This is a genomic window from Acidithiobacillus sp., from assembly GCF_027322205.1.
In the GTDB taxonomy this organism is placed as follows: Bacteria; Pseudomonadota; Gammaproteobacteria; order Acidithiobacillales; family Acidithiobacillaceae; genus Acidithiobacillus.
In genome coordinates, this window is sequence record NZ_DAHVHY010000003.1 from 1 (window position 1) to 25,741 (window position 25,741).

The window sequence follows — 25,741 nt, forward strand, 5'->3', positions numbered from 1 at the left end:
CCAAGACATTTTCCATCACCGCCGCCGCCATCCTTTCGGTAACCCTGGTGCCTATCCTCATGGCCTGGTTCATCCGCGGTCGCATCAGCCCTGAACACAAAAACCCCCTGAATCGGGTCCTGGCTTTCCTCTACCGTCCGGTCATCCACGGTGTCCTGCGCGCCCCCTGGATCATTTTGATCCTCGCCCTGCTGCTCACAGCCACCCTCTATTTCCCCTGGAACCGCCTGGGATCGGAATTCATGCCGCCCCTGGACGAAGGGACGCTGCTCTACATGCCGGTCACCCAGGACCCGGCGGTTTCCATTGGCGAGGCAGCCATGATTTTGCAACAGACCGACCGCATCCTCAGAACTTTCCCCGAGGTGGAAACGGTCTTCGGCGAGGCAGGAAGAGCCCAGACGGCGACGGACCAATCGCCCCTGTCCATGTTCGATACAGTGGTGAATTTGAAGAATCCCGACCAGTGGCCAGCCGGGATGACCATGCACAAGCTGCAAAGCAAGATGAACAAAGCCTTGAGTATCCCCGGCCTGTCGAATATCTGGACGCAGCCGCTCAAAGGACGGGTGGATATGCTGACTACCGGTCTCCAGACGCCGTTAGGCATTAAAATCGGCGGGACGGATCTCGATACCCTGAACCGCCTGGGACAGGAACTCCAAACCGTCCTGCGGAAGATCCCCGGCACCCAGAGCGCCTATGCCGCCCGCGTCACTGGTGGCCGGTATATCGTCATCCACACCGACCGCACCAGGGCCGCCCGCTACGGTATTTCGGTGGCGGATGTGAATCGTCTCGTGGAGACGGCCATCGGTGGCAAGGTCCTGACTACCGCTGTACAAGGACTGGAACGCTTCCCGGTGGATCTCCGTTACCCCCGGGAGCTGCGCCAGTCCCTGTCCACCCTGATGGAAAGCCGTATCGCCACGCCCAGTGGTGCCCAGATCCCTCTGGCCCAGGTAGCCGATCTCCGCATCGAGGGGGGGCCAGCCATGCTCACCAGCGACAACAGCCGCCTGAACAACTGGATCTACATCGACCTGAAGCCCGGCACCAACATCGGTGCCTATGTGCCCCGTGCCAAAGCCGCAATTGCCAAAGCCGTCAGCCTCCCGGGCGGTTATACCGTCTCCTGGGTAGGCCAGTATCAGGTCATGCAGCAGGCCGCCAAGCGCCTGGAGCTGGTCATTCCTGCCGTCATTCTGCTGATCGCCCTGCTCCTCTACTTCAACTTCAAGAACTGGGTGGAGGTGGCCATCATCCTGCTGACCCTGCCACTGTCACTGGTCGGCGGTTTCTGGCTCGTCTACTGGCTGGATTACAAGCTCTCGGTGGCGGTAGCCGTGGGTTTCATCGCCCTGGCGGGAGTGGCGGCGGAATTCGGGGTGGTGATGCTCCTCTACCTGGATCAGGCCCTCATCCGGCGGCAGGCCCGTGACGCCTTGCAGACCTGGCAGGACCTTCGGCTTGCCGTCATCGAGGGGACCATGTTGCGCCTGCGGCCCCTGGCCATGACCTTGACCCTGGTGGTGGGTGGCCTCTTGCCCATCCTGTTCAGTCATGGCGCCGGCGCCGATGTGATGAAGCGCATTGCCGCCCCCATGGTGGGTGGCATGTTCAGCGCCGCGCTGCTGGCGCTGCTGGTGATTCCTGCCCTCTACGCCCTGTGGCAGAAACGGCGATTGGGCCTGCGGTGATGATGGTACGGCTGAGAGGAGGAAGTAATGGCATCAACAACGGATAACCGTTATATCCTGCACCCTGTCTGGGACCCGCTGCTGCGAGCACTGCATTGGTGGATGGCGCTTGCCATGATGGCGCAATTCACCTCAGGCGCTACCCTCCTGGCCTTGGGTAACGACATGTCTGACACCCTGATGGGGAAGATCGACATCATCCATTATGTCGGCGGCTATGCTTTCGCCGCCGGGCTGGTGGTGCGCATCATCTGGCTCTTTGTCGGGCCGCCGACGGCGCTCTGGCGCGACCTCCTGCCCCTGACGTCAGCCCAGCGCCGCATCTGGCGGGAAACCCTCTCCTGTTATCTGAGCGGCTTCCGCCGCCCGATTTCTCCCTATCGGGGGCATAACGCTTTCGCCGGCCCGGCCTACCTCGCCTTTTTCCTGATTGCCGTGGCGCAGATCGCCTTGGGTATCAGTCTCTCGCTCATGCCGGGTAGTGAAGCGATGCACTCCCCATTGATGGTGATGCATGAATGGGGTTTCTTTCTGTTGCTTGCCTTCGTCATTGTCCACGTGGTGCTCGTGATGGCGCACGAGATCGCGGGTCGCCACGGTTTGATATCTGCCATGATCCACGGCCACAAGGGATTCACCGAGTCGGAATACCAGGCTCTTCAACCGGACCTGAATGTCGCGGCCGGGGTCACGGCGCACTCGGACAAGGGTACGGAAGGACGGGAGCATCGTGACCCCGGCAAAAGCGAACTCTCGGAGACGACGAGGCGTAACTAACTACGGGAATTCGGGATAGACATGCAATTTCGCCATGGGTGGAAAGGGCAGTCGCTTATGCGCCCTGCATTGGGGCAAAGCCACGGTATCGGCAAGTCAGTGACCAGAACTACCGCGCCGACGCTGGGTACGGCGGCTGCGGATTTGCCACAGGGTCAGCAACAGTCCTACCACCACGTAGGAAATCACAGCGACAAACAGTACCAGCGGCGGATGCACGGCGACCAAGGCAACGGCCAGCACCACGATAATGGCTAATGCAAAAGGCACTCGCCCGTGCAGGTCAAAATCCTTGAAGCTGCGGAAGCGGACATTACTGACCATCAACAGGCCCAACGTGTAGACCAGTCCCAGCGCCAGATACTCGCTAATCTGCGTCAGCCAGGGATACCCCTCCCCTACGGCCACCCAGACCAGACTGGCCAGCACCGCCGCCGCCGTGGGTATTGGCAAGCCTTGGAAATAGCGCTTGGATGCGCTATGCACCTGAGTATTAAAGCGGGCTAGGCGCAGGGCACCACAGGCGGTATAGACAAAGGCCCCCAGCCAGCCGAAATTGCCGAAATCCTGCAGCCCCCACAGAAATACCAAAATGGCCGGCGCCATACCAAAGGCAATCACATCCGCCAATGAATCATATTCCGCGCCGAATGCGCTTTCTGTATGGGTCATCCTTGCCACGCGCCCATCCAGCCCGTCGAGAATCATAGCAATAAATATGACGATGGCCGCCACCCGGTAATGACCATTGATGGAGGCAATGATGGCGTAAAAACCGGCAAACAGGCTGGCCGTGGTAAAGAGGTTGGGCAGGACATAAACCCCACGGCGCGAATATCTGGGGTTCATGGCTGCTGGACACCCAAGGTCGCAATACACTGGGTACCCGAGCGCACCCGCTCTCCTACGACCACCAGGGGCTGGGTATTGAACGGCAGGTAGGTATCTACCCGCGAACCAAAGCGAATAAAACCGAAGCGCTGCCCTGCGGCCACGGAGCTATCGGCCGCGACGTAGCAGACAATACGCCGCGCGACCAACCCCGCCACCTGTACGACGGTCACGTCGCTGCCATCGTCGGTTTTCACCCAAAGAGCATTGCGTTCATTCTCCAAAGACGCCTTGTCGAGGGCGGCATTGAAGAATTTACCCGGAAAATACCAGACCTTCTGCACCTGTCCCTTGACCGGCATGCGATTCACATGCACATCAAACACATTCATAAAAATACTGATCTTGAGCGCAGGACGGGAAAGATAGGGGTCATCAACCTGCTCAATAGCAATCACCCTGCCATCAGCCGGGCACAGCACCGATCGCTCAGACAAGGCAGGCGAAGGTCGCCGCGGATCACGGAAAAACTGGAGGCTGAAGAGAAAAAGCAGATAAAACGGCGACGCCCACCAGCCATTCGTAACCATCTGCAGCACAATGGCGACACCTAAAAACAAGGCCAAAAAAGGCCAGCCCTCGCGCGCCAACAAAGGATAAGGATAGTCTGTTTTCATGCGCAGAGCGTATCAGGAGCCGGACAACGATAAAAGGGCGGAATCACCACAGGCAAATTGCTTTTTGCCCACAGCCATTCCGCCCCGTGCAGATTGCCGCTGCGAACTCAGTTACGCGAGCGGTCCACGATCCGGTTCTGACCAATCCAGGTCATCATGGAGCGCAGCTTGTTGCCCACCACTTCGATGGGATGCTCGGCACCCATCCGGCGCATGGCCTGCATGGTCGGCTTGCCCGCCTGATTCTCCAGGATGAACTCCCTGGCGAATGCGCCATTCTGAATTTCCGTCAGGATTTTCTTCATCTCCGCCTTGGTATCGGCATTGACCACGCGTGGGCCACGGGTCAAGTCACCATACTCAGCCGTGTTGGAAATGGAGTAGCGCATATTGCTGATGCCGCCTTCATACATGAGGTCGACAATCAGCTTCAACTCGTGCAGACACTCAAAGTAGGCCATCTCCGGCGCATAACCGGCCTCCACCAGCGTCTCGAAGCCCGCCTGCACCAGCGCCGTGGCGCCACCACAAAGCACCGCCTGCTCACCGAAAAGATCGGTTTCGGTCTCTTCCCGAAAGCTGGTCTCGATGACGCCGGCACGGGTGCCACCATTGGCCTTGGCATAGGACAGCGCAATATGGGTGGCATTGCCGCTGGCATCCTGATGCACCGCAATCAGGCTGGGCACGCCGCCACCCTGGGTGTAGGTGGAACGCACCAGATGCCCCGGGCCCTTGGGCGCCACCAGGAAGCAGTCCAGATCGGCACGCGGATGAATCTGGCCAAAGTGGACGTTAAAGCCATGGGCAAACACCAGCGCCGCACCCTGCCTGATGTTGGGTGCGATTTCATCGCGATATAGCGCACCTTGGCCTTCATCGGGGGTCAGAATCATGATCACATCGGCTGCGGCCACGGCTGCGGCGACTTCCTTGACTGCCAATCCGGCCTTACTGGCCTTCTCCCAGGAGGAAGAATCCTTGCGCAAACCAACGACCACGCTGACGCCGGAATCCTTGAGATTCAAGGCGTGGGCGTGCCCCTGGGAACCGTAGCCGATGATGGCCACTTGCTTCTTCTGGATCAGGGCGAGATCGGCATCGTTATCGTAATAAACCTTCATGTGAAACCTCTTGATATCTGATTAAGTGATTGTAAATTTTTATTTATGGACTAGATTGCCTTGGCCCCACGACTGATGGCGCTGGCACCACTGCGGACCACTTCAATGACCATACCGGGGTCCAGAGCATGGATAAAGGCATCCAGCTTCTCGCCGGTACCCGTCAGTTCCATGGTGTAGGAGCGGTCCGTCACGTCAATGATGCGCCCCCGGAAAACATCCGACAGCCTTTTGACCTCCTCGCGATCCTGCCCTACAGCATGGACCTTGATCAGCATCAACTCGCGCTCAATATGCGGACCTTCAGTCAGGTCGTGCACGCGTATGACTTCCACCAGTTTGTTCAGCTGTTTGAGGACCTGTTCCATAATTTCTTCGGAGCCACGCGTCGCCACGGTCATCCGCGAAATACTCGGATCGTGGGTCGGCGCGACGGTCATCGCTTCGATATTATAACCACGCGCCGAGAACAGTCCTGCCACCCGCGACAAGGCACCCGCTTCGTTTTCCAGCAAGATGGAGATGATATGGCGCATGGGTTACACCAGAATCATTTCGGAAAGGGCCGCGCCTGCGGGCACCATGGGGTAAACATTTTCGGTCGGATCCACCTGGAAATCCATGAACACCATACGGTCCTTAAGACGCAACGCCTCACGAATCACCGGCTCCACATCGGCGGGCGTATCCGCGCGCAGGCCGATATGACCATAGGCTTCCGCCAATTTCACGAAGTCCGGCAAGGCATCCACATAGCTCATAGCGTAACGATTTTCATAGAAGAACTCCTGCCACTGGCGCACCATCCCCAGATAATGATTGTTGAGACATGCCACCTTAACGGGCAAATGATGCTGGAGGCAGGTGGACAATTCCTGGATATTCATCTGGATACTGCCATCACCGGTTATACAGACCACTGTCGAATCAGGTTCGGCGACTTGCGCGCCCATGGCCGCCGGGAGCCCGAAGCCCATAGTGCCCAGTCCGCCACTGTTGACCCAGCGCCGTGGCCGGTCGAAACCATAGAACTGCGCCGCCCACATCTGGTGTTGGCCCACATCTGAGGTGACGATAGCGTCACCACCGGTCAGCTCGAACAGTTTCTGCACCACAAACTGCGGCTTGATGATGCGATCGTCCTGATTATAGTGCAGGCAATCGCGCTGCCGCCATTCCTCAATCTGCGCCCACCACGCCTGCATGGCTTGCAGTTCGTTGCGCTGATCGTTCTCCGTCAGTACCTGATTCATCTCCAGCAGTACCTGCTGCAAATCACCGACGACGGGGACGTCCACCCGCACATTTTTAGAGATAGAAGAGGGGTCGACATCCACATGCACAATCCGCGCGTGCGGCGCGAATTTGGCGAGGTTGCCCGTGACGCGGTCATCAAAACGCGCACCCAGGGCCACCAGCACATCACAATGCTGCACCGCCATATTAGCTTCGTAGGTGCCATGCATACCCAGCATCCCTAGAAACTGGCGATCCGATGCCGGATAAGCGCCCAGCCCCATGAGGGTATGCGTGATAGGCGCTCCCAGGGTGCGCACCAGCTTGCGGAGCTCTCCGGAAGCGTTACCGAGGATAATGCCGCCGCCGGTATAGAACATTGGTCGCTGCGCACTGGTAATGAGCTGCATGGCTTTACGCACCTGCCCCGGATGGCCTTTTACCGTCGGCTTGTAGGAACGCAGACTGACTTTTCCCGGGTAGTGATAGCGGGTTTTATGACTGGTGATATCCTTGGGAATATCTACCAGTATCGGCCCTGGACGCCCCGTCGCCGCCAGATAAAAAGCGGTCTTCAGAGTGCTCGCCAGATCGCGGACATCCTTCACCAGAAAATTATGCTTGGTGCAGGGGCGCGTAATGCCCACTGTATCCACTTCCTGGAAAGCGTCATTGCCGATAAGCGCAACCGGCACCTGCCCGGTGATCACCACCATAGGCACCGAGTCCATATACGCCGTGGCAATGCCGGTCACCGCATTGGTGGCCCCTGGCCCACTGGTGACCAACGCCACACCGACTTTGCCGGTCACCCGGGAATACGCATCCGCTGCATGTACCGCCGCCTGTTCGTGGCGCACCAGTATATGTTTGACGTCCTGCTGCTGCTCCAGTTTGTCGTAAATATACAGGACCGCGCCGCCCGGATAACCGAAAATATATTCCACACCTTCATCACGCAACGCACGGACTACAATCTCCGCACCCGTCAGCTCTTCAGTTTCCAGCTCGGGACTTGGGCGATCTTGCGTAGTCGTCAGGGACGTCATCGTCGTACTCCTCAGGGAATAAAGTATCAGCGCAAAAAGCTAGACATTTTTTGCTGTGAGGTCAAATAAAAATGCCTTGGCACATACGGGTTATCATCTATGGTAGCATGGCAACCAGCACACTTTCCGGCCTAGTGGCTGTGCAGGTATTCCAGATAATCGCGCGCCTTGCTGACCAAAGCCTCCGGCAGGCCGCGTTTTGCCGCAATGACCAGCCCTAGGGAACGCCCCGGCACACCAATCTGCAGCTCATAGGTAGGCTCCAACCGTTCCTGATCAAAGCGCATGGAGGCATTACGCAGACAAGCGTGGGTATCGGCAAAAGCCTTGAGCGGAGTGAGATGGGTCGTCACCATGCCCCGCACCCCGCGTCCCGCCAGATGATCAAGCACGGCCATCGCCAGCGCCGCACCCTCTTCCGGGTCCGTGCCGGTACCCAGTTCATCCAGCAGGATAAGGGTATGGTCATCCGCATCCGCAAGTAGTCTTTTCAGAACCTCCACATGACCAGAATAGGTAGACAGCTCAAAAGCGACACTTTGTGGATCACCCATATCCACAAAAATACGTGTGAAATTCCCAACCACAGCACGCCCGCCTACCGGGATATGCAAGCCGCAATGAGCCATCACCGTAAGCAATCCAACCGTTTTCAGAGAGACACTCTTGCCACCGGTATTGGGTCCGGTCACCACCAGAATCGGACACTCGGCATCAATATGCACGGATAGCGGTTTAGGCTGCGGACCCCGCTTCTCCGCATAAGCGAGGACCAGTTGCGGGTGATAAGCCTCTTCCAGTGCCAGCACCGGCTCATCCACCATCTCAGCCGCTTTGCCATGCAGATGGATGGACAGTTGCGCACCAGCAATGGCCAGATCCAGCCAGGTCAGCGACTCGACCAAATGCTGTAAGCCACTCAGACGCTCACGCCCCGCATCACTAAGTGCGCGGAGGATGGCTTGGTTTTCCTGTTCGATGCTGCCGGCAACCTTCTCCAGGCGGTTATTGCCCGCCACCATCTCCATCGGCTCCACCAGAGTGCCATGCCCGCCTGGGCCGGTACCCCGCCGTACTCCGCGAATATTATCCACCGCACCATCAGGCAGGTGCACACAGGCGCGCTGGCCGGACCAGTGAGCCCTCGCTCCCGGCGCACACAGATGTCCTTGCAAGACTTTCTGAATCTGTTCACGCTCCGTCTTCAATTCGTGATGCAACCGGCGCAGGGTATCATTACCGTCTTCGCGCACACTGCCGTTGGGCATGAGAACGGCGTCAATCCGTGGCAGCAAGTCCGCTGCCGCGTCCAGCCGCTCCGGCCCAGTGGGCAAAAGCGCAGGACGCTTCTCCACATAAGGACGCAACTGCGCACCGACCCGCAGCACCAGCGCCAGATTACGAAAGGCGGTACCCGCCAGCGCCGCACCAGGAGAAGTCACCTGACGAATGGCAGCGCGCACGTCCGGCAACTCCGGGAGCAGCGGGCCTTCGCCCGACTCCAGGCCAAAGCGGGCGGCGGTGATGGCCGCCTGCAACTGGCGCGCGACGCCCACTGTGGGGGCGGGTGCGAGATTGCGCGCCGCATCGGCCCCGAAGGGCGTCGCACAAAGCTTTTCGAGCAACCGGCGAATGCCCTCGAATTCCAGGGGCTTCAGGTCAGCTTCCATGGGTTCTCCTGATGGTTGGTTCACCCAAGGGTACAAAAGGCCGGGCGATAATGCCAACCCGATCAGCTTTGAAAAATTTCCCGCCACCAGCGCTTGCGGCCTTCGGGCACAACAAACTCCCCCAAAGGATCGGGAGGCACCCGCGAGAGTATCCAGCCGGCCGGAACCACTTTCCCGCTGCTGCCACAAGACGCCCCCAAATTGTTGGGATCGTAAATCTTGATCAGCTGCGGATGCTCAAAATCATCCACATAGACGATACCCAGATATTTCTCTTTATGATCGCGGTGCAGCAGGGTATCGATCGCATCCAGTACCTTGCCAAAGGTCGCGGCATCGAGTGGCGCCTGTGGAAAGTCCACTCCCACGAAGTACACATACCAGCCATTATCCGCCTGTTCCGCTAGCCTTTTCTGAAACTCGTCCCAACGCGACCACTCACGAATGCCACGCAGCATCCCGTTGTACAACTCCATGAATTCAGACATCAGACCTCCTCCATAACCCCCTGAAAACTGACCAGCACCCGGCGGCTGACTGGCCGCAACCGATGTTCAAAAAGAAAAACCCCCTGCCAGCCCCCCAGCGCCGCCCGCCCCTCCTGTACAGGGATTATCAGACTATTCTGGGTCAACACACTCCGCAGATGCGCCGACATATCATCGGGTCCTTCATTGCGATGACGAAAACCAGGATCACCATCCGGAACCAAATGCGCAAAATAATCAAGAATGTCCGCCCGCACATCGGGATCGGCATTTTCTTGCAGCAACAAACTGGCTGAGGTGTGTGGCACGAAGAGATTCGCCCATCCTACCCGGGCATCGACCTCCCGCAACCAACCCTGCAATTTCTGAGTGAGTTCGTATAAGCCGCGGCCACCATTGTTCACCTGCCATTCATGACTGCAGTGTCGCATCGCCGCCCCTCTGCCCTGTTTCAACACCCGCTTCAACCGTGGCGACACTGGCCGCCCCTGCCCCTTTTCTGCATCGCCGCACCCGGAAAAAATCCCTTAATAACGTCGCGGAGGATGCGGCCAGCACCCCCCCCTTCGTCACAATACGATGGTTAAAACGATCATCCTCCAAGAGATGGTAAAGACTTTCCACTGCGCCCGTCTTAGGATCCGACGCGGCATAGACGAGGCGCGTAACCCGCGCCTGCAGCATCGCCCCGACACACATAATGCAAGGCTCCAGCGTGACATAGAGGGTGGCACCCGTCAGCCGATAGTTCCGCAAAGACTGTGCTGCCTGGCGCAGCACGAGCATTTCCGCATGGGCACTGGGATCATGGCTCTGAACAGGGGTATTATGCGCCGCCGCCAACAGACCACCATCAGCATCCAGCAACACCGCGCCCACCGGGACCTCGCCCTGAACAGCCCCACGCGCCGCGTAATCCAGCGCCAGCGTCATCCACGCCAGATCCCGGCGATCACCATCCTCCCCTATCAAGATCATGGAACTCCAGAATTATCCTCATCAAAAGTCACGTTGGCATGCCGTCCCTACCGAGTTTCGCACCCATTGTAACAATTTCTCGGCAGGTGCGCCTTGACAGAATCGGGAATGCTGCTAATTTCCCCCACAAGTTGCAAAAAGTATTCGTGCTTTGCGCAAGTGCCGTTAGTTTTCTGCAAACCGAATTTATTTATGTAATATTCGTCAGACCATAAAAGGGAATAAACGTGCTGCGCTTACCAAGTCCTCCTTTGCTCGGCCTGGATGTTAGTCCGGACGCGGTAAAACTCGTTGAGCTCTCGCAGTCCAGAGGGAAGCTTCGCGTCGAACATGCGGACTCCGAGGGTCTCCCGCCAGGCGCCGTCAATGATCGTGACATCCAGGACGCTGAGGCGGTCAGTCGGGCGCTACGCACCATTCTGGAACGATCCCATATCAGGACCAAGGCCGTGGCGACCGCCCTGCCGGCCAATATGGCCATCGTCAAGGTCATCTCTCTTCCGGGTGACCTGGATGAGGTGGGTATTGAAGAGCAGATTCGCTTTGAGAGCAGCCAATACATTCCCTACAGCATCGATGCCGTCAATTTTGATTTCGCGGTGCTTGGACCCGATGAAGCCAGAAAAAGTTATAACCATGTCCTGCTGGTAGCATGCAAAAAAGAGGCTGTCGAAGATCGTGCCGCAGCTCTCGAAGAGGCAGGCCTCAAACCAAAAATTATTGATGTCAAACCCTTCGCACTCTGGTTATTGCATGAGCATATCACCAGTGTATCCCCACAGGAACGCGACACCCCAGGCAAAGCGGTCATTCTGGTGGAAATGGGTAGTGCCACCACCAATATCAACGTGTTTCAGGAGGGGCATCCGGTTTACTCCCGTGAGCATAATTTTGGCCTGGGTCGTTTGATTGAAGAAATTCAGCGCCGTTATGGCCTTGACGCCAATGACGCACAACGCATGGAGCGCTTCGGTGGTCTACCTCCCGAATATGTGCGTGATGTACTCAACCCATTCGCCCGGAGTATGGCCCAGGAACTATTTCGCTCTCTTGATTTCTTTCAGGCCAGCATGCCGGATGTTCCCGCAGGATCGGTGCATCTTTTTGGTATCGGGGCTAAAATTCCGCAGCTTGCAGAACACTTGCGTCAACTCGTGAGCTTCCCGGTTTACGTACCTGATCCTTTTGCAGGCATGGAAATGGCTCCTCAAATCAGCCGTCGCTTTATGGATGCGGACAGGTCGTCCTTGGCTGTTGCCTGTGGACTGGCGTTAAGGAGGATGCCGGCATGATCCGCATTAATCTGCTGCCCTATCGGGAGGCCCGGCGCGCACAACGCAGCCAGCTTTTAGTGTTAGCCCTTATCGGCATCCTGCTGCTTGCCGCCCTGTTTTATTATGGTATCTACAGTGTTTTTAGCGCGCGTGTTTCTGCTGAGCAACAAAAAGTGCAGTATCTGCAGGGGATCACCACGCAACTGAACAAAAAAATCGCGTCCATTGCCGATCTGCGTAAAAAACGTGATGAACTGCTTTCCCGTGAGGGTATCATTACCGATCTGCAGGACCAGCGGGATATGGTGGTGCGTCTCTTCAATACCCTGGCTCAGGTTACTCCCGATGGCATCTTTCTGACCAAGCTTCAGCAGACCGGCGACTCCATTACGGTAGATGGTTATTCTCAGGCGAACGATCAGGTCGCGGCATTCATGCGTAACATTGAAGCCTCAAAGATTTTTGAGAAGCCGGAACTGAATATCATCAGCAAGTCCAAGCTGGGTAATGAAGAAGTGGGACAATTTACGCTGCAAATGAGCATCCGCACGCCGACTGCCACAAATAAAAGTGGCGCACCTGCGCAGCACAAGGATACACAGCCATGACCTTTGATGAATTCCGTAACCTGCAAATGGATGACATCATCCGCTGGCCGGTCAAAGCCAAGCTCATCATCATTGCCATCATTGTTTTGGTTCTCGGTATCCTGGTTTGGTTTGAGTTTATTGCACCCGAAAACGACAAGTATAATCAACTAAAAACCCAGGAAGACAGCCTGAAAATCCAGGTGCGGCAAAAACAATTGCTGGCGGCTTCCCTACCCGCCTATCAGGCCCAGATCAAAGAAATGAATCTGCGTTTTCAGAACTTTCTGCAGCAGCTGCCCAACCGCACCCAGATCCCTTCTTTGCTGGATGATGTAACCCTGGCCGGACGTAGCCGCGGGCTGGATTTCGAACTGTTCCAGCCCACGGGAGAAGTGAACAAGAACTTCTATGCGGAGATCCCGGTCAAGCTCAAAGTGGTCGGTACCTATAGTGACATCGGGCGCTTCGCTGCCGCGGTCGCTGCCATGCCTCGCATTGTGACCATCAACAATGTCGACATCGCCCGAATGCCTGATGCGGGCGCGACCAGCGCAGCCAAGGCACAGGCAGTCCAGCAGTTGGTGATGCAGTGTACAGCGACCACTTATCGCTATCTGGGTAGCAGGGGCAGTGCAGATCGCCAAAGTAACGAAGGGGGCAAGCCATGAAACGTGCTCTCAGTATCCTGATGATGTTTGCCGGCATGGCGCTATTGAGCGGTTGCTCAGACAGCGACGATCTCAGCCATCTTCAGGCCTTTGTCGCCGATGGCCCTAAAACCAACACACACATCACACCGTTGCCCAAGACCCCCGCTTACGAGCCGCAGGTCTATGAAAACCCGATCAACCGTGATCCCTTCACGAGTTTCTCGGAGCTTCTGTTGCGCAAGGAGGCCGCTGCCGCCGGCGCCGGACCGCGTCCTGCCAGCCATGGGCCTGTTCAACCTCTGGAAAAATTCGCCCTGTCCAGCCTGAGCATAACCGGCATTGTCCGGGACAATCAGGGCAAACTCTGGGCCGTAATTCTCACGCCGGATCATAAAGTATATCGCGCGACGATCGGCAGCTACATTGGCACCCATGATGGCCGTATCGTGAACATCGATGACAGCATGACGAAACGGTCGGTCACCGTCGAACAATACATACCCAACGCCTTCGGTGGATTCCAGAAAGAACAGACTGTTTTGCAGATGCAAAATGGCAACTGAACATGACTTGCCTAACCCCAAAGAATACAGAGGATAGCGAAAAGATGAGCACAGCATCCAATACCACCCGCCGTGTCGCAGCAAGCCCGCAGCCCCGTCCTTTGGTACTGAGGCCAGGGACTATTGCCATCATGGCGGCGATGCTCTGCCTGAGTTCCGGCGCCGCATGGGCAGAGAGCCTTATCAGCAGCATTACGCCGGTACAGGATCAGCATGGCATGGCCTTTCTTATCCACAGCAATAGCCGCCCTGCCTACGATGTAAATACCCTGAACGGCGGTTATCGGGTGCGTATCGACTTCAGTGATGCCCATTTTATGAGCTCCGTGGGTACCGTCGCTGGCAGCGGCGCTGTCGTCAATGTGCTGACTGAAAATGTCGGTCATCACGCCCGTCTCGATTTGTTGCTGAAGTCACCACAGGCGGTCATGATGGAGCCAGCGCCAGGCGGTTATCGGCTTGCCCTGGTGGCCAATCACAGCAAAGCGGTAGCACCCGAAGCGCAGGGCGCCGCAAGCCTGTCGGCCAGCGGTGCCACGGGGGTCCCCGTAACGTCTGCGCCGCCCCTGGCTGCTCCGGCCATCACTTCAGGTACACAAATCAACGATCTGAGTTTCAAACGGGGTAAGAACGGTGGTGGGATCCTTAATCTTTCCATCTCCGGCCCGCAACCGCAGATGAATGTCACCCGCGAGAACGGCGCCCTCGTCGTCGAACTCAAAGACACCACTATCCCCTCCAGCTACACCCACCGTTTCGGGGTCGGCCAGTTCGGTACTCCGGTTCAGTATGTGGACAGTTACCCTCTGGGACGCAACATCCGATTGGTTTTTGCTATTCATGGTCCTTACGAATACTCGGCTTACCAGTTGGGGCAGCGCACCATGATTGATGTACATCCCCAAACTACTGAGACCGGCAGCAATCCCGACGCCGGTGCGCGCCTCAGTATGGACTTTCAGAACATCAGCGTGCGCGATGCCCTGCAGGTCATTGCCGACTTCACGCACCAGAACATCGTCGTTTCCAACAACGTGACCGGCAGTCTTTCCATTCGCCTTAAGAACGAGCCGTGGGAACAAGCTCTGCAAGTGATTCTGGAGTCTCAGGGACTGGCGGAAAAACATATCGGCAACATTCTCTGGATAGCGCCTGCCAACCAGATTACCAGCCAGGAAGAGGCGCAATTGAAGGCCGCTGCCAGTAAGCGCAAGCTCGAACCGCTGGTGACGGATCTCATCCGGATCAAATATGCAAAAGCCTCACAGATTGCCACACTGCTGCAGGGATTCGATCAAAACAAGCAACCCGGAGTTAATTGGGTCGGCCGCAACGGTTATAACGGTAACGGTTATGGCGGCCAGAATGCCGCTCTGGCCAGTGCGTTGGGCATTCCGAGCTCCAGCCTCATTGGCAACTCGCTGCTCGGCCCGCGCGGCTCGGTAGCGGTGGTCACCCGCACCAACAGCCTGCTGGTGCGGGACACCCCGCAGGACATCGCCAACATCAAAAACCTGATCACCAAAATCGATCGTCCGGTCCCGCAGGTATTGATTGAAGCGCGCATTGTGCAGATCACTACCAATGCGGCCCAGTCCCTGGGTGTCAATTGGGGCGGGACCTACACCTCTGGCGGCGGTGGTGGCGTCGTCAACCTATCGGGTACCGGTGCTACGGGGGTCACACCGACGCAGGGTGGCGCCTACCCGATATCTGGAACCTCCACCACCGGAACCGGTTTCACTACCCCGGCGCTGGTGAACCTGACACCCTCCACCGCAGGCAGCGCCCTCGCCGGCACCAATCCGGCATCGCTGGGTTTTGCTCTGGGCACCGCTGCGGGCAATCGCATCCTGAATTTGCAACTACAGGCACTGCAAGCCGACAACCGCGCCAAGATCATCTCCAGCCCCAAAGTCCTCACCCAGGACAACGAAAAAGCCATCATCGAACAGGGTCAGGAAATTCCTTATCAACAGTCCACCAGCAGCGGCGCAACGGCGGTATCCTTCAAAAAAGCGGAACTCAGTCTGCAGGTGATTCCGCACATTTCGCCCAACGGCAAGATTACCCTGGATGTGGATGCGCGCAACGACCAGCCCAACTACGCACAAGCCCTGCCTACCGGCATTCCCATTAATACTCAGCAGGTCAAAACCAAACTGCTGGTCAATAATGGCCAAACCGTCGTCATCGGCGGCATTTACACGGACTCGACCACCCAGACGGAAACCGGTGTCCCACTACTGAAGGACATTCCTCTGCTCGGCTGGCTCTTCAAGAGCCACCTCAACAATGTGTCAAAAACGGAATTACTGGTTTTTCTGACCCCCAAGGTAATTGGCGGTGGTGCCCCAGATGGCCTGGGCGGGACGTCCGGTAGCGCCAATCTCGGGCAATGACCGGAAGTATTATCCTTATCGGTCCTATGGGATCTGGTAAATCCACCATCGGGCGGCTCCTGGCCGCCCGCTTGCGTCTTCCTTACGTGGATACTGACGCGCTTATCGTTAGCCATACCGGCGTGGATATTCCCACCATCTTTGAAATTGAGGGGGAATCCGGCTTCCGCGAGCGGGAGCGCAAAATCATCGCCGACCTCTCCGCCCAGAGTGAGCCGATCGTACTGGCCACTGGCGGTGGCGCCGTACTTGACCCTGCTAATCGCCGTCATTTACGACACATAGGCTGGGTCATCTATCTGGATGTCAGTGTCGACGAGCAACTCAAGCGTATCCGCCATGACCGCAACCGTCCCCTCTTGCAGAATACTGACCTGGACATTCGCCTGCACACCTTGGCAGAACAGCGCAACGCGCTTTATCAGGAGACAGCGCACTGGCGGGTACCGGGAGATGGTCTGCGCTCGGATCAGGTCTTGCGCCGGATACTGCGACGTCTCCAACAGCGGACAGGGCCGATCCCCACGCGGGGATAGAGCCGTATAAACAAACTCAAAACGGTCGCAATAGCGGCAACACACTTGCCTCAACGCAAAAGAACCACAACAATGGTGCATAAATCGGTCTATAAGAGTAAACATCATGCATAGTCTTCGCGTCGATCTGGGCCAGCGCAGTTACCCCATCCACATAGGCGCCGGCATTCTCGCCGACCCGGCCCACTTCGCACCCGTTCTGAGCAAAGGCCCTGTCGCTATTATCACGGACAGCAATGTTGCGCCCCTCTATCTGGAGGCGCTGCAAAAAACCCTGAAGAAACTCGAAAAAAACGCGCTGACCATCACGCTGCCAGCCGGTGAGGAAAGCAAGTCCCTTGCTAATATCCAGGAAATCACCGGACGTCTGCTGGGTGCGGGTTACGGGCGTGATTGTACCCTTTGTGCCCTCGGCGGCGGCGTCGTGGGAGACATCACCGGCTTCGCCGCCGCAGTCTATCAGCGCGGAGTCACCTGTATTCAGGTGCCTACCACCCTGCTCGCCATGGTGGACTCCTCTGTCGGCGGCAAGACCGGGGTCAATCACCCCCTGGGTAAAAACATGATCGGCGCTTTTTACCAACCGCGTGCCGTGATCGCCGACACCGACACTCTGGACAGCCTGCCCGACCGGGAATTCCGCTCTGGTCTGGCCGAGGTCATTAAATATGGCCTGATTAACGATCAGGGCTTTTTCTCCTGGCTCGAAGACCACCTGGATGCCGTGCTTGCCCGGGAAGCCAGCGCCCTGGCCAAAGTGATCCAATACTCCTGCAAAGACAAAGCTGACATCGTGGCGCGCGACGAACTGGAGGGGGGCTTACGGGCCATTCTCAACCTCGGCCACACCTTCGGCCATGCCATTGAGGCAGCGACCGGCTACGGCCAGTACCTCCATGGCGAGGCTGTGGCCATCGGCATCGTCATGGCAGCAGACCTTTCCCGCCGCCTCGACCTGATTCGGGAGAGCGAACAGAACCGTATCTACGCTCTCATCAAGGCCACCGGTTTACCCACCCTCGCACCGGCGTTCCCCGTCACCGATTATCTCGCCTTTATGCGCGTCGACAAGAAAGCGGAAGGGGGCCGGGTGCGCTTCATCCTGCTGCGTGGCATTGGGAGTGCGGTGATTACCGGCGATGTTCCCCCGGCGGCCATCACCCAGACCCTTCAAGCCTTCATGGAGCATGGACATGCATGAGATCAATAAAGCGACCGCGGAACTGCAAGAGGAAATGGCGCAACGCATCGTACTGAACCCCGGCGGCACCCGCCGTATTGGCAACTTCGGTTTCATCGAACTGGAAGAGACCTGGGGGGACGAAGCCACCATTATCAATACCGCGCGCATCAGCACCACTAACCAGCGCCTCCGCAGCGGGCACGAATTTTCGGACCGCGACCGCGCCCTGCTCTACCAGTTACTGCGCGATCAGCACGGCACTCCCTTCGAGACCGTATACTTCCGCTTCCGCTTCATCGCACCGATTTTTGTGCTGCGCCAGTGGGTCAAACACCGCGTTTCCAGTTGGAACGAGTTTTCCATGCGCTATCGCAAGCCGCTCTCCGTCGCCTATGTACCCGATGCCGCCGCGCGCACGGTGGATGGCTTTGCGGTGTTGGACGAGGCTGCCGTAGCCGAATATGAAGCGCTGATGACGCAGCTCTTTGCCTGGTACGAGCAGCAATACAATGCGGCTTGCAGCCGCATTGATCTGGCGCGCGAAACCGGCGAGCTGGGTCCCAAAGAAGGCGGACGCGACCCTTACCGCGGCCGGGCCCGCGAGCTTCTGCGCAATGTGATGCCGGTCGCCGCCTACTCGGATGTCTACTGGACGGTCAACTTCCGCAGCCTGATGAACTTTTTCAAGCTGCGGCGCAAGCAAGATGCCCAGTATGAAATCCGCGAATATGCCGATGCGGCCTTTGCGCTGTTCGCCACGCGCCTGCCCCTGCTCGCCGAAACCATGCAGCGGGTGCTAGACGAATCGGCGTCGGCAGCGGCCAATGCCGTACAGGAGCCATCTGGCAATGCCTGATGCTAGCGTTGTTGGGTCATACGGGGGATTAGCGTCCTACGCCGCCGACCCGGCCCGGAGTCGCGGGCGCACCCACGCGGAAGAGCCACCCGCCAATCGCAGCGCCTTCCAGCGCGACCGGGACCGGGTCATCCACTCCAGCGCCTTCCGCCGTCTCGAGTACAAAACCCAGGTTTTCGTGAATCACGAGGGTGATCTCTACCGCACCCGCCTCACCCACAGCCTGGAAGTAGGACAAGTAGGTCGCGCCATCGCCCGCCAACTGGCTCTGAATGAGGACCTGGTCGAAGCTATTGCCCTGGCCCACGATCTCGGTCACACCCCTTTTGGTCATGCTGGGCAAGAAGCCTTGCAGGAGTGCATGACCGATCTCGGTGGTTTCGAGCACAACATCCAGTCCCTGCGCATTGTGGACCGCCTGGAAAAGCGCTACGGTGACTTCCCCGGCCTGAACCTGAGCTTTGAGACGCGCGAGGGCATCCTCAAGCACTGCGCCAGAAGTAAAGCTGCCGACCTGGGAGACGTAGGTGAACGGTTTTTGCAGGGTACCCAGCCCGGTCTGGAAGCACAGATCGCCAATCTCGCCGACGAGATTGCTTATAATAACCACGATATTGATGATGGTTTACGCGCTGGCCTGCTGAGTCTGGAAGAACTCTGCGCCAGCACCTTGTACGGGGTTATTTTTGCCGAGGTACATCAGCGCTACCCTGAGGCCTCGCAAACCGTATTGCGCCACGAAACGGGTCGCCGCCTCATCAATCTGCTCATCCACGATCTGGTCGATGAAACCCGGCGCCACATCGCGGCTGAGGGCATCACCACCATTGCGGAAGTGCGGGCTGCGCCGTGCCCGCTCGCGGCCCACAGTCCGGCCATCGCCCACGAAGTGGTGACCCTCAAACGCTTCCTCTTTCAGCGCATGTATCGTCACCCGCGGGTGCATCGTCAGGCGGAAAAAGCCAAGCGCCTGGTACGCAAACTGTTTCATGCCCTGCAGGAAGATCCGCGCCTGCTGCCGCTGAAATATCAGGCACGCATCAACGAGTGTAACGGCGCGGTGAAACGTCAGGCGCGTGTCGTCGCAGACTATGTGGCTGGCATGACCGACCGCTTCGCCATTGCCGAGTACGACCGCATCTTCGATCCCCATGGCGAGGCGTAAACGCTTCAGCTATTCCAACGCAAAAATCCCGAAAGATGACGCGCCCGCACCCTTGGATGGTATCCATGAGCGCGTTATAATGCTCGGCCCTGCTTTGCAGTCCGGCGACAGGGTGCGGTGACAACCAGGTGACGATATGACGCAAAGCTTATACTCCCCCGATTTTGAACGAGACTCCTGCGGCTTCGGCCTGATTGCCCAGATGGACAATCAGGCGAGTCACGCCATTGTCGCGACGGCAATCACCTCCCTGGCACGACTCACCCACCGCGGTGCTGTAGCCGCCGACGGCAAAAGTGGCGACGGTTGCGGCTTACTGTTGCAGATGCCGGAGACCTTTTTCCGCGCTATCACCACTGAGCACGGTATTGCTCTCGGCAAGCATTTTGGCATCGGCCAGTTTTTTCTCCCGCAAGACCAGGCAGTCGCGAGTGAAATTCGCACGACACTGGATGCCGAAGCCCAGGACCTAGGGCTCAGATGTCTGGGCTGGCGCGAGGTCCCTACTGACCTTGCCGCTTGTGGCGATGAAGCCCTGAAAAGCCTGCCGGGTGTATGGCAAGCCTTTGTGGGCCTCCCCGACGCCGCGGACACAGACAGTCACGAACGCCTCCTCTATCGCCTGCGACGGCGGGTAGAAAAACGCTTTGTCGACGAGAGCAGCTTTTTTGCCGTGACCTGCTCCTCTCAGGTCATTGGCTACAAGGGCTTGGTGCTGCCGGAAAATCTCCCCGTTTTTTATCCCGACCTCCGCGACCCGCGCTTCGCCTCCGCGCTCGTCACCTATCACCAACGCTTTTCGACCAATACCTGGCCGGAATGGCGCTTGTGCCAGCCCTTCCGCATCCTCGCCCACAATGGCGAATTGAATACCGTGCAGGGCAACCGCCTGTGGGCCAAAGCCCGGGAAGCACAGTTGCAATCTGACCTGCTACCCATGGCAGAGGTACTGCCTGCGGTGGGTGGCGGCAGCGACTCCTTCAGCCTCGACAACATGCTCGAACTGCTGGTGCAGGGCGGCATGGACTTCTTCAAGGCCATCCGCCTGCTGGTGCCGCCCGCCTGGCACAATGTCCCGCGCATTGAGCCCGCCCTGCGCGCCTTCTACGAATATCATTCCATGCGCATGGAGGCCTGGGATGGTCCCGCCGGACTGGTGCTCAACACCGGACGCATTGCTGCCTGCGCACTGGATCGCAACGGTCTGCGCCCGGCCCGTTATGTCATCACCAAAGACCGCATCATCAACATCGCCTCCGAAGTGGGCGTCTTTGACTACGATCACCGCGACATCGCCGTGCAGGGCCGAGTCGGGCCGGGGCAACTGGTGGCAGTGGATATGGCCACGGGTAAATTCCTGGAGTCGGCTGACATCGACACACAAATCCAGAATAGCCACCCCTACCGGGAATGGCTGGATCAGTATGCTGAGCATCTCGATAGCGACAACAACGACAGCTCCCCCGCACTGCCGGTAACCGATCTGCTGGCCAGTGAAAAGGCATTTGGTGTCAGTTTTGAAGAAGAAGACCAGGTGATTCGCGTCCTCGCCGAGGGCGCCCAGGAAGCCGTCGGCTCCATGGGTGACGACACCCCCATGGCCGTCTTATCGCGGCAAACCCGGCATATTGCCGATTATTTTCGGCAGCAATTCGCCCAGGTCACCAATCCACCCATCGACCCTCTGCGCGAAGCCCTGGTGATGTCCCTGAACACGGTCATCGGCAGCGAGAGCAACCTCTTCGCCGAGCGTCCCGAATACGCCCGGCGCATTGAGGTACACTCCCCGGTGCTTTCCGATGCTACTTTTGTCGCCCTCACCAGCCGCACGGAACCGGCCTTCCGCGGCCAGACTTTTGATCTCTGTTATTCAGCGGCGGACAGCAATCTGGGGGGCGCCATCGAAGCCCTCTGCGAAGAAGTCATCGCGGCAGTGCGGCACGGAGCCGTTATCCTGGTGCTCTCGGATCACGCCCTGGCGCGCGATCGGCTCTACATCCCGGCACTGATGGCGGTGGGTGCAGTCCACCATGCCCTCATTGATGCCGGCCTGCGCACCCGCTGCAATATCGTCGTCGCTACCGCCCATACCCGCGATCCTCACCATTTCGCCACGCTGATCGGTTACGGTGCCACCGCTGTCTACCCCTACCTGAGCTATGCCATCATCCGCAGCCTGGCCGAGCGGCATGCCTTCAGCCAGCCGGTCACGCTCCTCAAGGCACTGGAAAACTACCGCAAGGGCATCGACAAAGGCCTCTACAAGATCCTCTCCAAAATGGGAATTTCCACCCTCGCCTCCTACCGCAGCACCCAGCTTTTTGAAGCGCTCGGTCTGGATCAGATGGTGGTGGAGCGCTGCTTCAAGGGGACGGTCAGCCGCATCAGCGGCGCATCGTTCAGTCAATTGGAAAATGACATCCGCCAGCAGGTCCGCGATGCATACATCCCCAGAAAGACGTTGCCATTAGGTGGTCTGCTCAAATATGTCCACGGCGGTGAATATCACGCCTACCACCCAGACGTCGTCCAGAGCCTGCAAACGGCGGCAAAATCAGGACGCTATACCGACTATCAGGTGTTTTCCGGATTGGTGAATGAGCGCCCGGTCACCAACCTGCGCGATCTGCTGCAGTTGCACCCGGCAGCACAGCCCGTTCCGCTCAGTGAAGTCGAGCCCATCGAAGCGATTACCCGCCGTTTTGACACCGCTGCCATGTCCTTGGGCGCGCTCTCGCCAGAAGCCCACGAAGCCCTGGCCATCGCCATGAACACCATCGGCGGGCGTTCCAATTCCGGCGAAGGCGGCGAAGATCCGGCCCGTTACCACAACAACAAGATAAGCAAGATCAAGCAGATAGCCTCAGGCCGCTTTGGCGTGACACCAGAGTATGCGGTGAACGCTGAAGAGTTGCAGATCAAGGTGGCGCAGGGCGCCAAGCCCGGCGAAGGTGGTCAGTTACCGGGACATAAGGTCAGCGGCATCATCGCCCGCCTGCGCTACGCCAAGGAAGGTGTTGCCCTCATCAGCCCGCCGCCGCACCACGATATCTATTCTATCGAAGACTTGGCACAGCTCATTTTTGACCTGAAGCAGATTAATCCGCAAGCCTATGTCTCCGTCAAGCTGGTCTCCGAGGCCGGCGTCGGAACAATCGCCGCCGGGGTGGCCAAGGCCTATGCCGACCGCATCACCATCGCCGGTTATGACGGTGGCACCGGCGCCAGCCCGCTGAGTTCGGTCAAATATGCCGGTTCCCCGTGGGAACTGGGTCTGGCGGAAACTCAGGTCACCCTGCGCCGCAACCACTTGCGGCACCGGGTGCGCCTGCAGGCCGACGGCGGCTTCAAGACCGGACTGGATGTGATCAAAGGTGCCCTGCTGGGAGCGGAGAGTTTCGGTTTTGGCACTGCACCGATGATTGCGCTGGGTTGCAAGTATCTGCGCATCTGCCATCTCAACAACTGCGCCACCGGCATTGCCACGCAGGATGAAACCCTGCGCAAGCATTTCACCGGCCTCCCGGAAATGGTCATCAACTACTTCCGCTTCGTCGCTGAAGAAGCCCGCGGAATCATGGCGCAACTCGGCATCCGGCGCTTTGATGACTTGGTTGGTGCCAGCCAGATGCTGGAAATCGGTGGCGCGCAGACAGAAAAACAGGCCCATCTGAACCTGCGTCCACTGCTGGCCAATGCCGATCTGCGCGATGCCGACAGCAACATCCACACTCAGGATCGCAATCCGCCTTTCGACAAAGGCGAGCTTGCTGAGACCATGGTGAAGGACGCCCGACCTGCGTTGGACGAGCAAATCCCCACCCGTTTGCACTACCCGATCCACAATGTGAACCGCTCCATCGGCGCGCGTCTCGCCGGAGAAATCGCCCGTCGCTATGGCAATTCCGGCCTGCGGGAAGATGCGGTGCACGTCGAACTCCACGGAACGGCAGGTCAGTCTTTCGGCGCCTTCTGCGTACAGGGGATGACCCTGCATCTCCATGGCGATGCCAACGATTACGTGGGCAAGGCCATGAACGGCGGCACCATCGTCATTGCGCCGCCAGCGGGCGTTTCCTACGCCAGTCAGGACTCGGCCATTGTCGGCAACACCTGTTTGTACGGGGCCACTGGTGGACGTCTCTATGCGGCCGGGCGCGCCGGTGAGCGTTTTGCGGTGCGCAACTCCGGTGCCATCGCCGTAATTGAAGGCGCCGGGGATCACGCCTGCGAGTATATGACTGGCGGTCAGATCGTCATCCTCGGCACCGTCGGTGTGAACTTTGGCGCCGGCATGACCGGTGGTCTCGCCTTCGTCCGCGATCAGGCCCGCCGGTTCCCTGATCAGGTGAATGGTGAACTGGTGAATTATCACCGGATTGAAACCGAGTCCATGCGCGGTTACGAGGCACTGCTGCGGCGTCATATCGAGACGCACGTAGCAACCACCGGCAGCCAATATGCCGCCGGGCTGCTCAAGAACTGGACCCACTTTATCCGTGATGTCTGGCTGGTGGTGCCCAAAGCCGCCAAACTGGATGTCCTGCTCGAAGAAGCGAGTTGAGCAACCGCGTCACCCTGAGGAAAAAATCATGAGTTATTTTTCATTCATCGAAGACCCGCGGCAGGACCCCGAAAAGCTGGACGTGGAAGAACGCCGCGAGGCATTCAAGGAAATCTACAATAGCTTTGACCTGGACAGTGCCAAATTGCAGGCTGACCGTTGCCTGCATTGCGGCAACCCTTATTGTGAATGGAAATGCCCGGTGCACAACTACATTCCCAACTGGCTGCAACTCATCGTCGAGAATCGCCTTGAAGAAGCAGCGGATCTGTCCCATCGCACCAATACCCTGCCGGAAATCTGTGGCCGTATCTGCCCCCAGGACCGCCTTTGTGAGGGCGCCTGTACCCTCAACGATGGCTATGGCGCTGTCGCCATTGGCAACCTGGAAAGATTCATCACCGAGGAAGCCCTGGCTCGTGGCTGGCGGCCGGAAATGCCCGAGATTATCCCTAACGGCAAACGCGTTGCCGTGGTAGGGGCAGGCCCGGCTGGTCTCGGCTGTGCGGATATTCTCAATCGCGCCGGTACCGAGGTCGTCGTCTTTGACCGCTACCCGGCGGTCGGCGGCTTGCTCACCTTCGGCATCCCCTCTTTCAAACTGGAAAAAGAAGTCGTCGCCCGCCGCGCCGATCTGTTGCAGGAAATGGGCATTCGTTTTCAGCTTGATACGGAAGTCGGCAAGGACATTTCTCTGGCCAGGTTGTTGGAAGATTTTGACGCCGTATTTCTGGGAATGGGCACCTACACTGCCAAGACCGGCAACTTCCCCGGTGAAGACTTGCCCGGCGTCCTCAGGGCACTCTCCTATCTGATCGCCAACACGCGTCATCTGATGCGGTTGCCTGACCCAACCCTGCCCTATGTCAGCCTGTCCGGCAAGCGGGTCGTGGTGCTCGGGGGTGGCGATACCGCCATGGATTGTTTACGCACAGCTATCCGCCAGGGTGCCAGCAGAGTCACCTGCGCCTATCGCCGCGACGAAGAAAATATGCCCGGCTCGCGCCGGGAAGTCGCCAATGCCCGCGAAGAAGGCGTCAAATTCCTCTTCAATCGCCAACCCGTCGAGGTTATTGGTGATGCGACATCGGGCGCACGGGGTGTGCGCCTGGTCGAAACCAGACTGGGGGAGCCCGATGCCAGGGGTCGTCGTCATCCGGAAATTATCCCCGGCTCAGAGCAGGTGCTGGATGCCGATGTGGTCATCATCGCCTTCGGCTTTGATCCCTCTCCTGCGCCTTGGTTTGCAGAACATGGCATCACCGTGGATATCCGTGGGCGGATCAGTACCAACGAACAGTTCCAGACCAGTAACCTACGCATTTTTGCAGGGGGTGACATGCGGCGAGGTTCTGATCTGGTGGTCACGGCAGTGGATGAGGGGCGTCGTGCGGCGCAAGGCATCCTCGACTATCTGGGCGTATAAAC

General features: G+C 58.3%; 22 protein-coding genes. 13 read left to right on the forward strand and 9 right to left on the reverse strand.

The genetic code is table 11. From position 1 onward, the window contains the following. Together M7F93_RS00940 and M7F93_RS00945 are read left to right on the forward strand one after the other, a co-directional pair. The coding region (locus tag M7F93_RS00940) for an efflux RND transporter permease subunit (RefSeq protein WP_298167638.1) at positions 1-1,700 on the forward strand (1,700 nt) is incomplete at its 5' end. Positions 1,701-1,727: 27 nt separating this feature from the next. Then, entirely contained in the window at positions 1,728-2,477 is a 750-nt protein-coding gene (locus M7F93_RS00945; RefSeq protein WP_298167641.1) for a cytochrome b/b6 domain-containing protein, read from the forward strand. Positions 2,478-2,573: 96 nt separating this feature from the next. On the opposite strand, the gene pssA is transcribed toward M7F93_RS00945, so the two are convergent. The 9 genes from pssA to tadA all read right to left on the reverse strand — a co-directional run bounded on the left by pssA (position 2,574) and on the right by tadA (position 10,530). Continuing rightward, a complete protein-coding gene (gene pssA, locus M7F93_RS00950) occupies positions 2,574-3,326 on the reverse strand; it encodes a CDP-diacylglycerol--serine O-phosphatidyltransferase (RefSeq protein ID WP_298167644.1) in 753 nt (250 codons plus the stop codon). After that, a complete protein-coding gene (locus M7F93_RS00955) occupies positions 3,323-3,985 on the reverse strand; it encodes a phosphatidylserine decarboxylase (protein ID WP_298167648.1) in 663 nt (220 codons plus the stop codon). Before M7F93_RS00955 ends, pssA begins: the two co-directional genes overlap by 4 nt. 107 nt (positions 3,986-4,092) lie before the next feature. Then, complete coding sequence (gene ilvC / locus M7F93_RS00960) at positions 4,093-5,109, reverse strand: ketol-acid reductoisomerase (RefSeq protein WP_298167651.1); 1,017 nt, start codon at positions 5,107-5,109, stop codon at positions 4,093-4,095. Between the two features lie 50 nt (positions 5,110-5,159). After that, complete coding sequence (ilvN, locus tag M7F93_RS00965; protein ID WP_064217764.1) at positions 5,160-5,645, reverse strand: acetolactate synthase small subunit; 486 nt, start codon at positions 5,643-5,645, stop codon at positions 5,160-5,162. 3 nt (positions 5,646-5,648) lie between these two features. Then, positions 5,649-7,394 (reverse strand): biosynthetic-type acetolactate synthase large subunit, encoded by a 1,746-nt coding sequence (gene ilvB / locus M7F93_RS00970; protein WP_298167660.1) that lies wholly within the window; start codon positions 7,392-7,394, stop codon positions 5,649-5,651. Between the two features lie 131 nt (positions 7,395-7,525). Continuing rightward, complete coding sequence (locus M7F93_RS00975; RefSeq protein ID WP_298167663.1) at positions 7,526-9,064, reverse strand: endonuclease MutS2; 1,539 nt, start codon at positions 9,062-9,064, stop codon at positions 7,526-7,528. Positions 9,065-9,126: 62 nt separating this feature from the next. Then, positions 9,127-9,552 carry a hypothetical protein gene (locus M7F93_RS00980; protein ID WP_298167666.1) on the reverse strand — a complete coding sequence of 142 codons (426 nt, stop codon included), beginning with the start codon at positions 9,550-9,552 and terminating at the stop codon, positions 9,127-9,129. After that, complete coding sequence (locus M7F93_RS00985) at positions 9,552-9,983, reverse strand: secondary thiamine-phosphate synthase enzyme YjbQ (RefSeq protein ID WP_298167669.1); 432 nt, start codon at positions 9,981-9,983, stop codon at positions 9,552-9,554. Before M7F93_RS00985 ends, M7F93_RS00980 begins: the two co-directional genes overlap by 1 nt. Further along, positions 9,964-10,530, reverse strand: a complete 567-nt coding sequence (tadA, locus tag M7F93_RS00990; RefSeq protein WP_298167672.1) for a tRNA adenosine(34) deaminase TadA — start codon at positions 10,528-10,530, stop codon at positions 9,964-9,966. Before tadA ends, M7F93_RS00985 begins: the two co-directional genes overlap by 20 nt. 227 nt (positions 10,531-10,757) lie before the next feature. Here tadA and pilM point away from each other — a divergent pair, with 227 nt between their 5' ends. From pilM to M7F93_RS01045, 11 genes are all read left to right on the forward strand, one after another. Beyond that, complete coding sequence (gene pilM, locus M7F93_RS00995; protein ID WP_298167676.1) at positions 10,758-11,822, forward strand: type IV pilus assembly protein PilM; 1,065 nt, start codon at positions 10,758-10,760, stop codon at positions 11,820-11,822. Next, positions 11,819-12,412, forward strand: a complete 594-nt coding sequence (locus M7F93_RS01000; protein WP_298167679.1) for a PilN domain-containing protein — start codon at positions 11,819-11,821, stop codon at positions 12,410-12,412. Before pilM ends, M7F93_RS01000 begins: the two co-directional genes overlap by 4 nt. Next, positions 12,409-13,062: a type IV pilus inner membrane component PilO gene (locus M7F93_RS01005; protein WP_298167681.1), complete on the forward strand. Its 654-nt coding sequence runs from the start codon at positions 12,409-12,411 to the stop codon at positions 13,060-13,062. The genes M7F93_RS01000 and M7F93_RS01005 overlap by 4 nt, the downstream gene beginning before the upstream one ends. Further along, positions 13,059-13,607 carry a pilus assembly protein PilP gene (locus M7F93_RS01010; protein ID WP_298167684.1) on the forward strand — a complete coding sequence of 183 codons (549 nt, stop codon included), beginning with the start codon at positions 13,059-13,061 and terminating at the stop codon, positions 13,605-13,607. The genes M7F93_RS01005 and M7F93_RS01010 overlap by 4 nt, the downstream gene beginning before the upstream one ends. A gap of 44 nt (positions 13,608-13,651) precedes the next feature. Then, entirely contained in the window at positions 13,652-16,009 is a 2,358-nt protein-coding gene (locus M7F93_RS01015) for a type IV pilus secretin PilQ (RefSeq protein ID WP_298167687.1), read from the forward strand. After that, positions 16,006-16,545 (forward strand): shikimate kinase, encoded by a 540-nt coding sequence (locus M7F93_RS01020; protein WP_298167690.1) that lies wholly within the window; start codon positions 16,006-16,008, stop codon positions 16,543-16,545. The genes M7F93_RS01015 and M7F93_RS01020 overlap by 4 nt, the downstream gene beginning before the upstream one ends. A 106-nt stretch (positions 16,546-16,651) precedes the next feature. Beyond that, positions 16,652-17,746 carry a 3-dehydroquinate synthase gene (gene aroB / locus M7F93_RS01025; RefSeq protein ID WP_298167693.1) on the forward strand — a complete coding sequence of 365 codons (1,095 nt, stop codon included), beginning with the start codon at positions 16,652-16,654 and terminating at the stop codon, positions 17,744-17,746. After that, positions 17,739-18,584, forward strand: coding sequence for an FAD-dependent thymidylate synthase (gene thyX / locus M7F93_RS01030; protein WP_298167696.1), 846 nt, complete (start codon positions 17,739-17,741; stop codon positions 18,582-18,584). The genes aroB and thyX overlap by 8 nt, the downstream gene beginning before the upstream one ends. Then, positions 18,577-19,749: a deoxyguanosinetriphosphate triphosphohydrolase gene (locus tag M7F93_RS01035; protein ID WP_298167698.1), complete on the forward strand. Its 1,173-nt coding sequence runs from the start codon at positions 18,577-18,579 to the stop codon at positions 19,747-19,749. Before thyX ends, M7F93_RS01035 begins: the two co-directional genes overlap by 8 nt. A 136-nt stretch (positions 19,750-19,885) precedes the next feature. Continuing rightward, on the forward strand, positions 19,886-24,313 hold the full coding sequence (gltB, locus tag M7F93_RS01040) for a glutamate synthase large subunit (RefSeq protein WP_298167701.1): 4,428 nt from the start codon (positions 19,886-19,888) through the stop codon (positions 24,311-24,313). Positions 24,314-24,341: 28 nt separating this feature from the next. Beyond that, a complete protein-coding gene (locus tag M7F93_RS01045; RefSeq protein WP_298167704.1) occupies positions 24,342-25,739 on the forward strand; it encodes an FAD-dependent oxidoreductase in 1,398 nt (465 codons plus the stop codon). Positions 25,740-25,741: the final 2 nt, after the last annotated feature.

Excerpts from the sequence above, each read along its gene's own strand:
- M7F93_RS00945 (WP_298167641.1), top strand. The coding sequence starts at position 1,728 with ATGGCATCAACAACGGATAACCGTTATATCCTGCACCCTGTCTGGGAC.
- pssA (WP_298167644.1), bottom strand. The coding sequence starts at position 3,326 with ATGAACCCCAGATATTCGCGCCGTGGGGTTTATGTCCTGCCCAACCTC.
- M7F93_RS00955 (WP_298167648.1), bottom strand. The coding sequence starts at position 3,985 with ATGAAAACAGACTATCCTTATCCTTTGTTGGCGCGCGAGGGCTGGCCT.
- ilvC (WP_298167651.1), bottom strand. The coding sequence starts at position 5,109 with ATGAAGGTTTATTACGATAACGATGCCGATCTCGCCCTGATCCAGAAG.
- ilvN (WP_064217764.1), bottom strand. The coding sequence starts at position 5,645 with ATGCGCCATATCATCTCCATCTTGCTGGAAAACGAAGCGGGTGCCTTG.
- ilvB (WP_298167660.1), bottom strand. The coding sequence starts at position 7,394 with ATGACGTCCCTGACGACTACGCAAGATCGCCCAAGTCCCGAGCTGGAA.
- M7F93_RS00975 (WP_298167663.1), bottom strand. The coding sequence starts at position 9,064 with ATGGAAGCTGACCTGAAGCCCCTGGAATTCGAGGGCATTCGCCGGTTG.
- M7F93_RS00980 (WP_298167666.1), bottom strand. The coding sequence starts at position 9,552 with ATGTCTGAATTCATGGAGTTGTACAACGGGATGCTGCGTGGCATTCGT.
- M7F93_RS00985 (WP_298167669.1), bottom strand. The coding sequence starts at position 9,983 with ATGCGACACTGCAGTCATGAATGGCAGGTGAACAATGGTGGCCGCGGC.
- tadA (WP_298167672.1), bottom strand. The coding sequence starts at position 10,530 with ATGATCTTGATAGGGGAGGATGGTGATCGCCGGGATCTGGCGTGGATG.
- M7F93_RS01000 (WP_298167679.1), top strand. The coding sequence starts at position 11,819 with ATGATCCGCATTAATCTGCTGCCCTATCGGGAGGCCCGGCGCGCACAA.
- M7F93_RS01005 (WP_298167681.1), top strand. The coding sequence starts at position 12,409 with ATGACCTTTGATGAATTCCGTAACCTGCAAATGGATGACATCATCCGC.
- M7F93_RS01010 (WP_298167684.1), top strand. The coding sequence starts at position 13,059 with ATGAAACGTGCTCTCAGTATCCTGATGATGTTTGCCGGCATGGCGCTA.
- M7F93_RS01015 (WP_298167687.1), top strand. The coding sequence starts at position 13,652 with ATGAGCACAGCATCCAATACCACCCGCCGTGTCGCAGCAAGCCCGCAG.
- M7F93_RS01020 (WP_298167690.1), top strand. The coding sequence starts at position 16,006 with ATGACCGGAAGTATTATCCTTATCGGTCCTATGGGATCTGGTAAATCC.
- aroB (WP_298167693.1), top strand. The coding sequence starts at position 16,652 with ATGCATAGTCTTCGCGTCGATCTGGGCCAGCGCAGTTACCCCATCCAC.
- thyX (WP_298167696.1), top strand. The coding sequence starts at position 17,739 with ATGCATGAGATCAATAAAGCGACCGCGGAACTGCAAGAGGAAATGGCG.
- M7F93_RS01035 (WP_298167698.1), top strand. The coding sequence starts at position 18,577 with ATGCCTGATGCTAGCGTTGTTGGGTCATACGGGGGATTAGCGTCCTAC.
- gltB (WP_298167701.1), top strand. The coding sequence starts at position 19,886 with ATGACGCAAAGCTTATACTCCCCCGATTTTGAACGAGACTCCTGCGGC.
- M7F93_RS01045 (WP_298167704.1), top strand. The coding sequence starts at position 24,342 with ATGAGTTATTTTTCATTCATCGAAGACCCGCGGCAGGACCCCGAAAAG.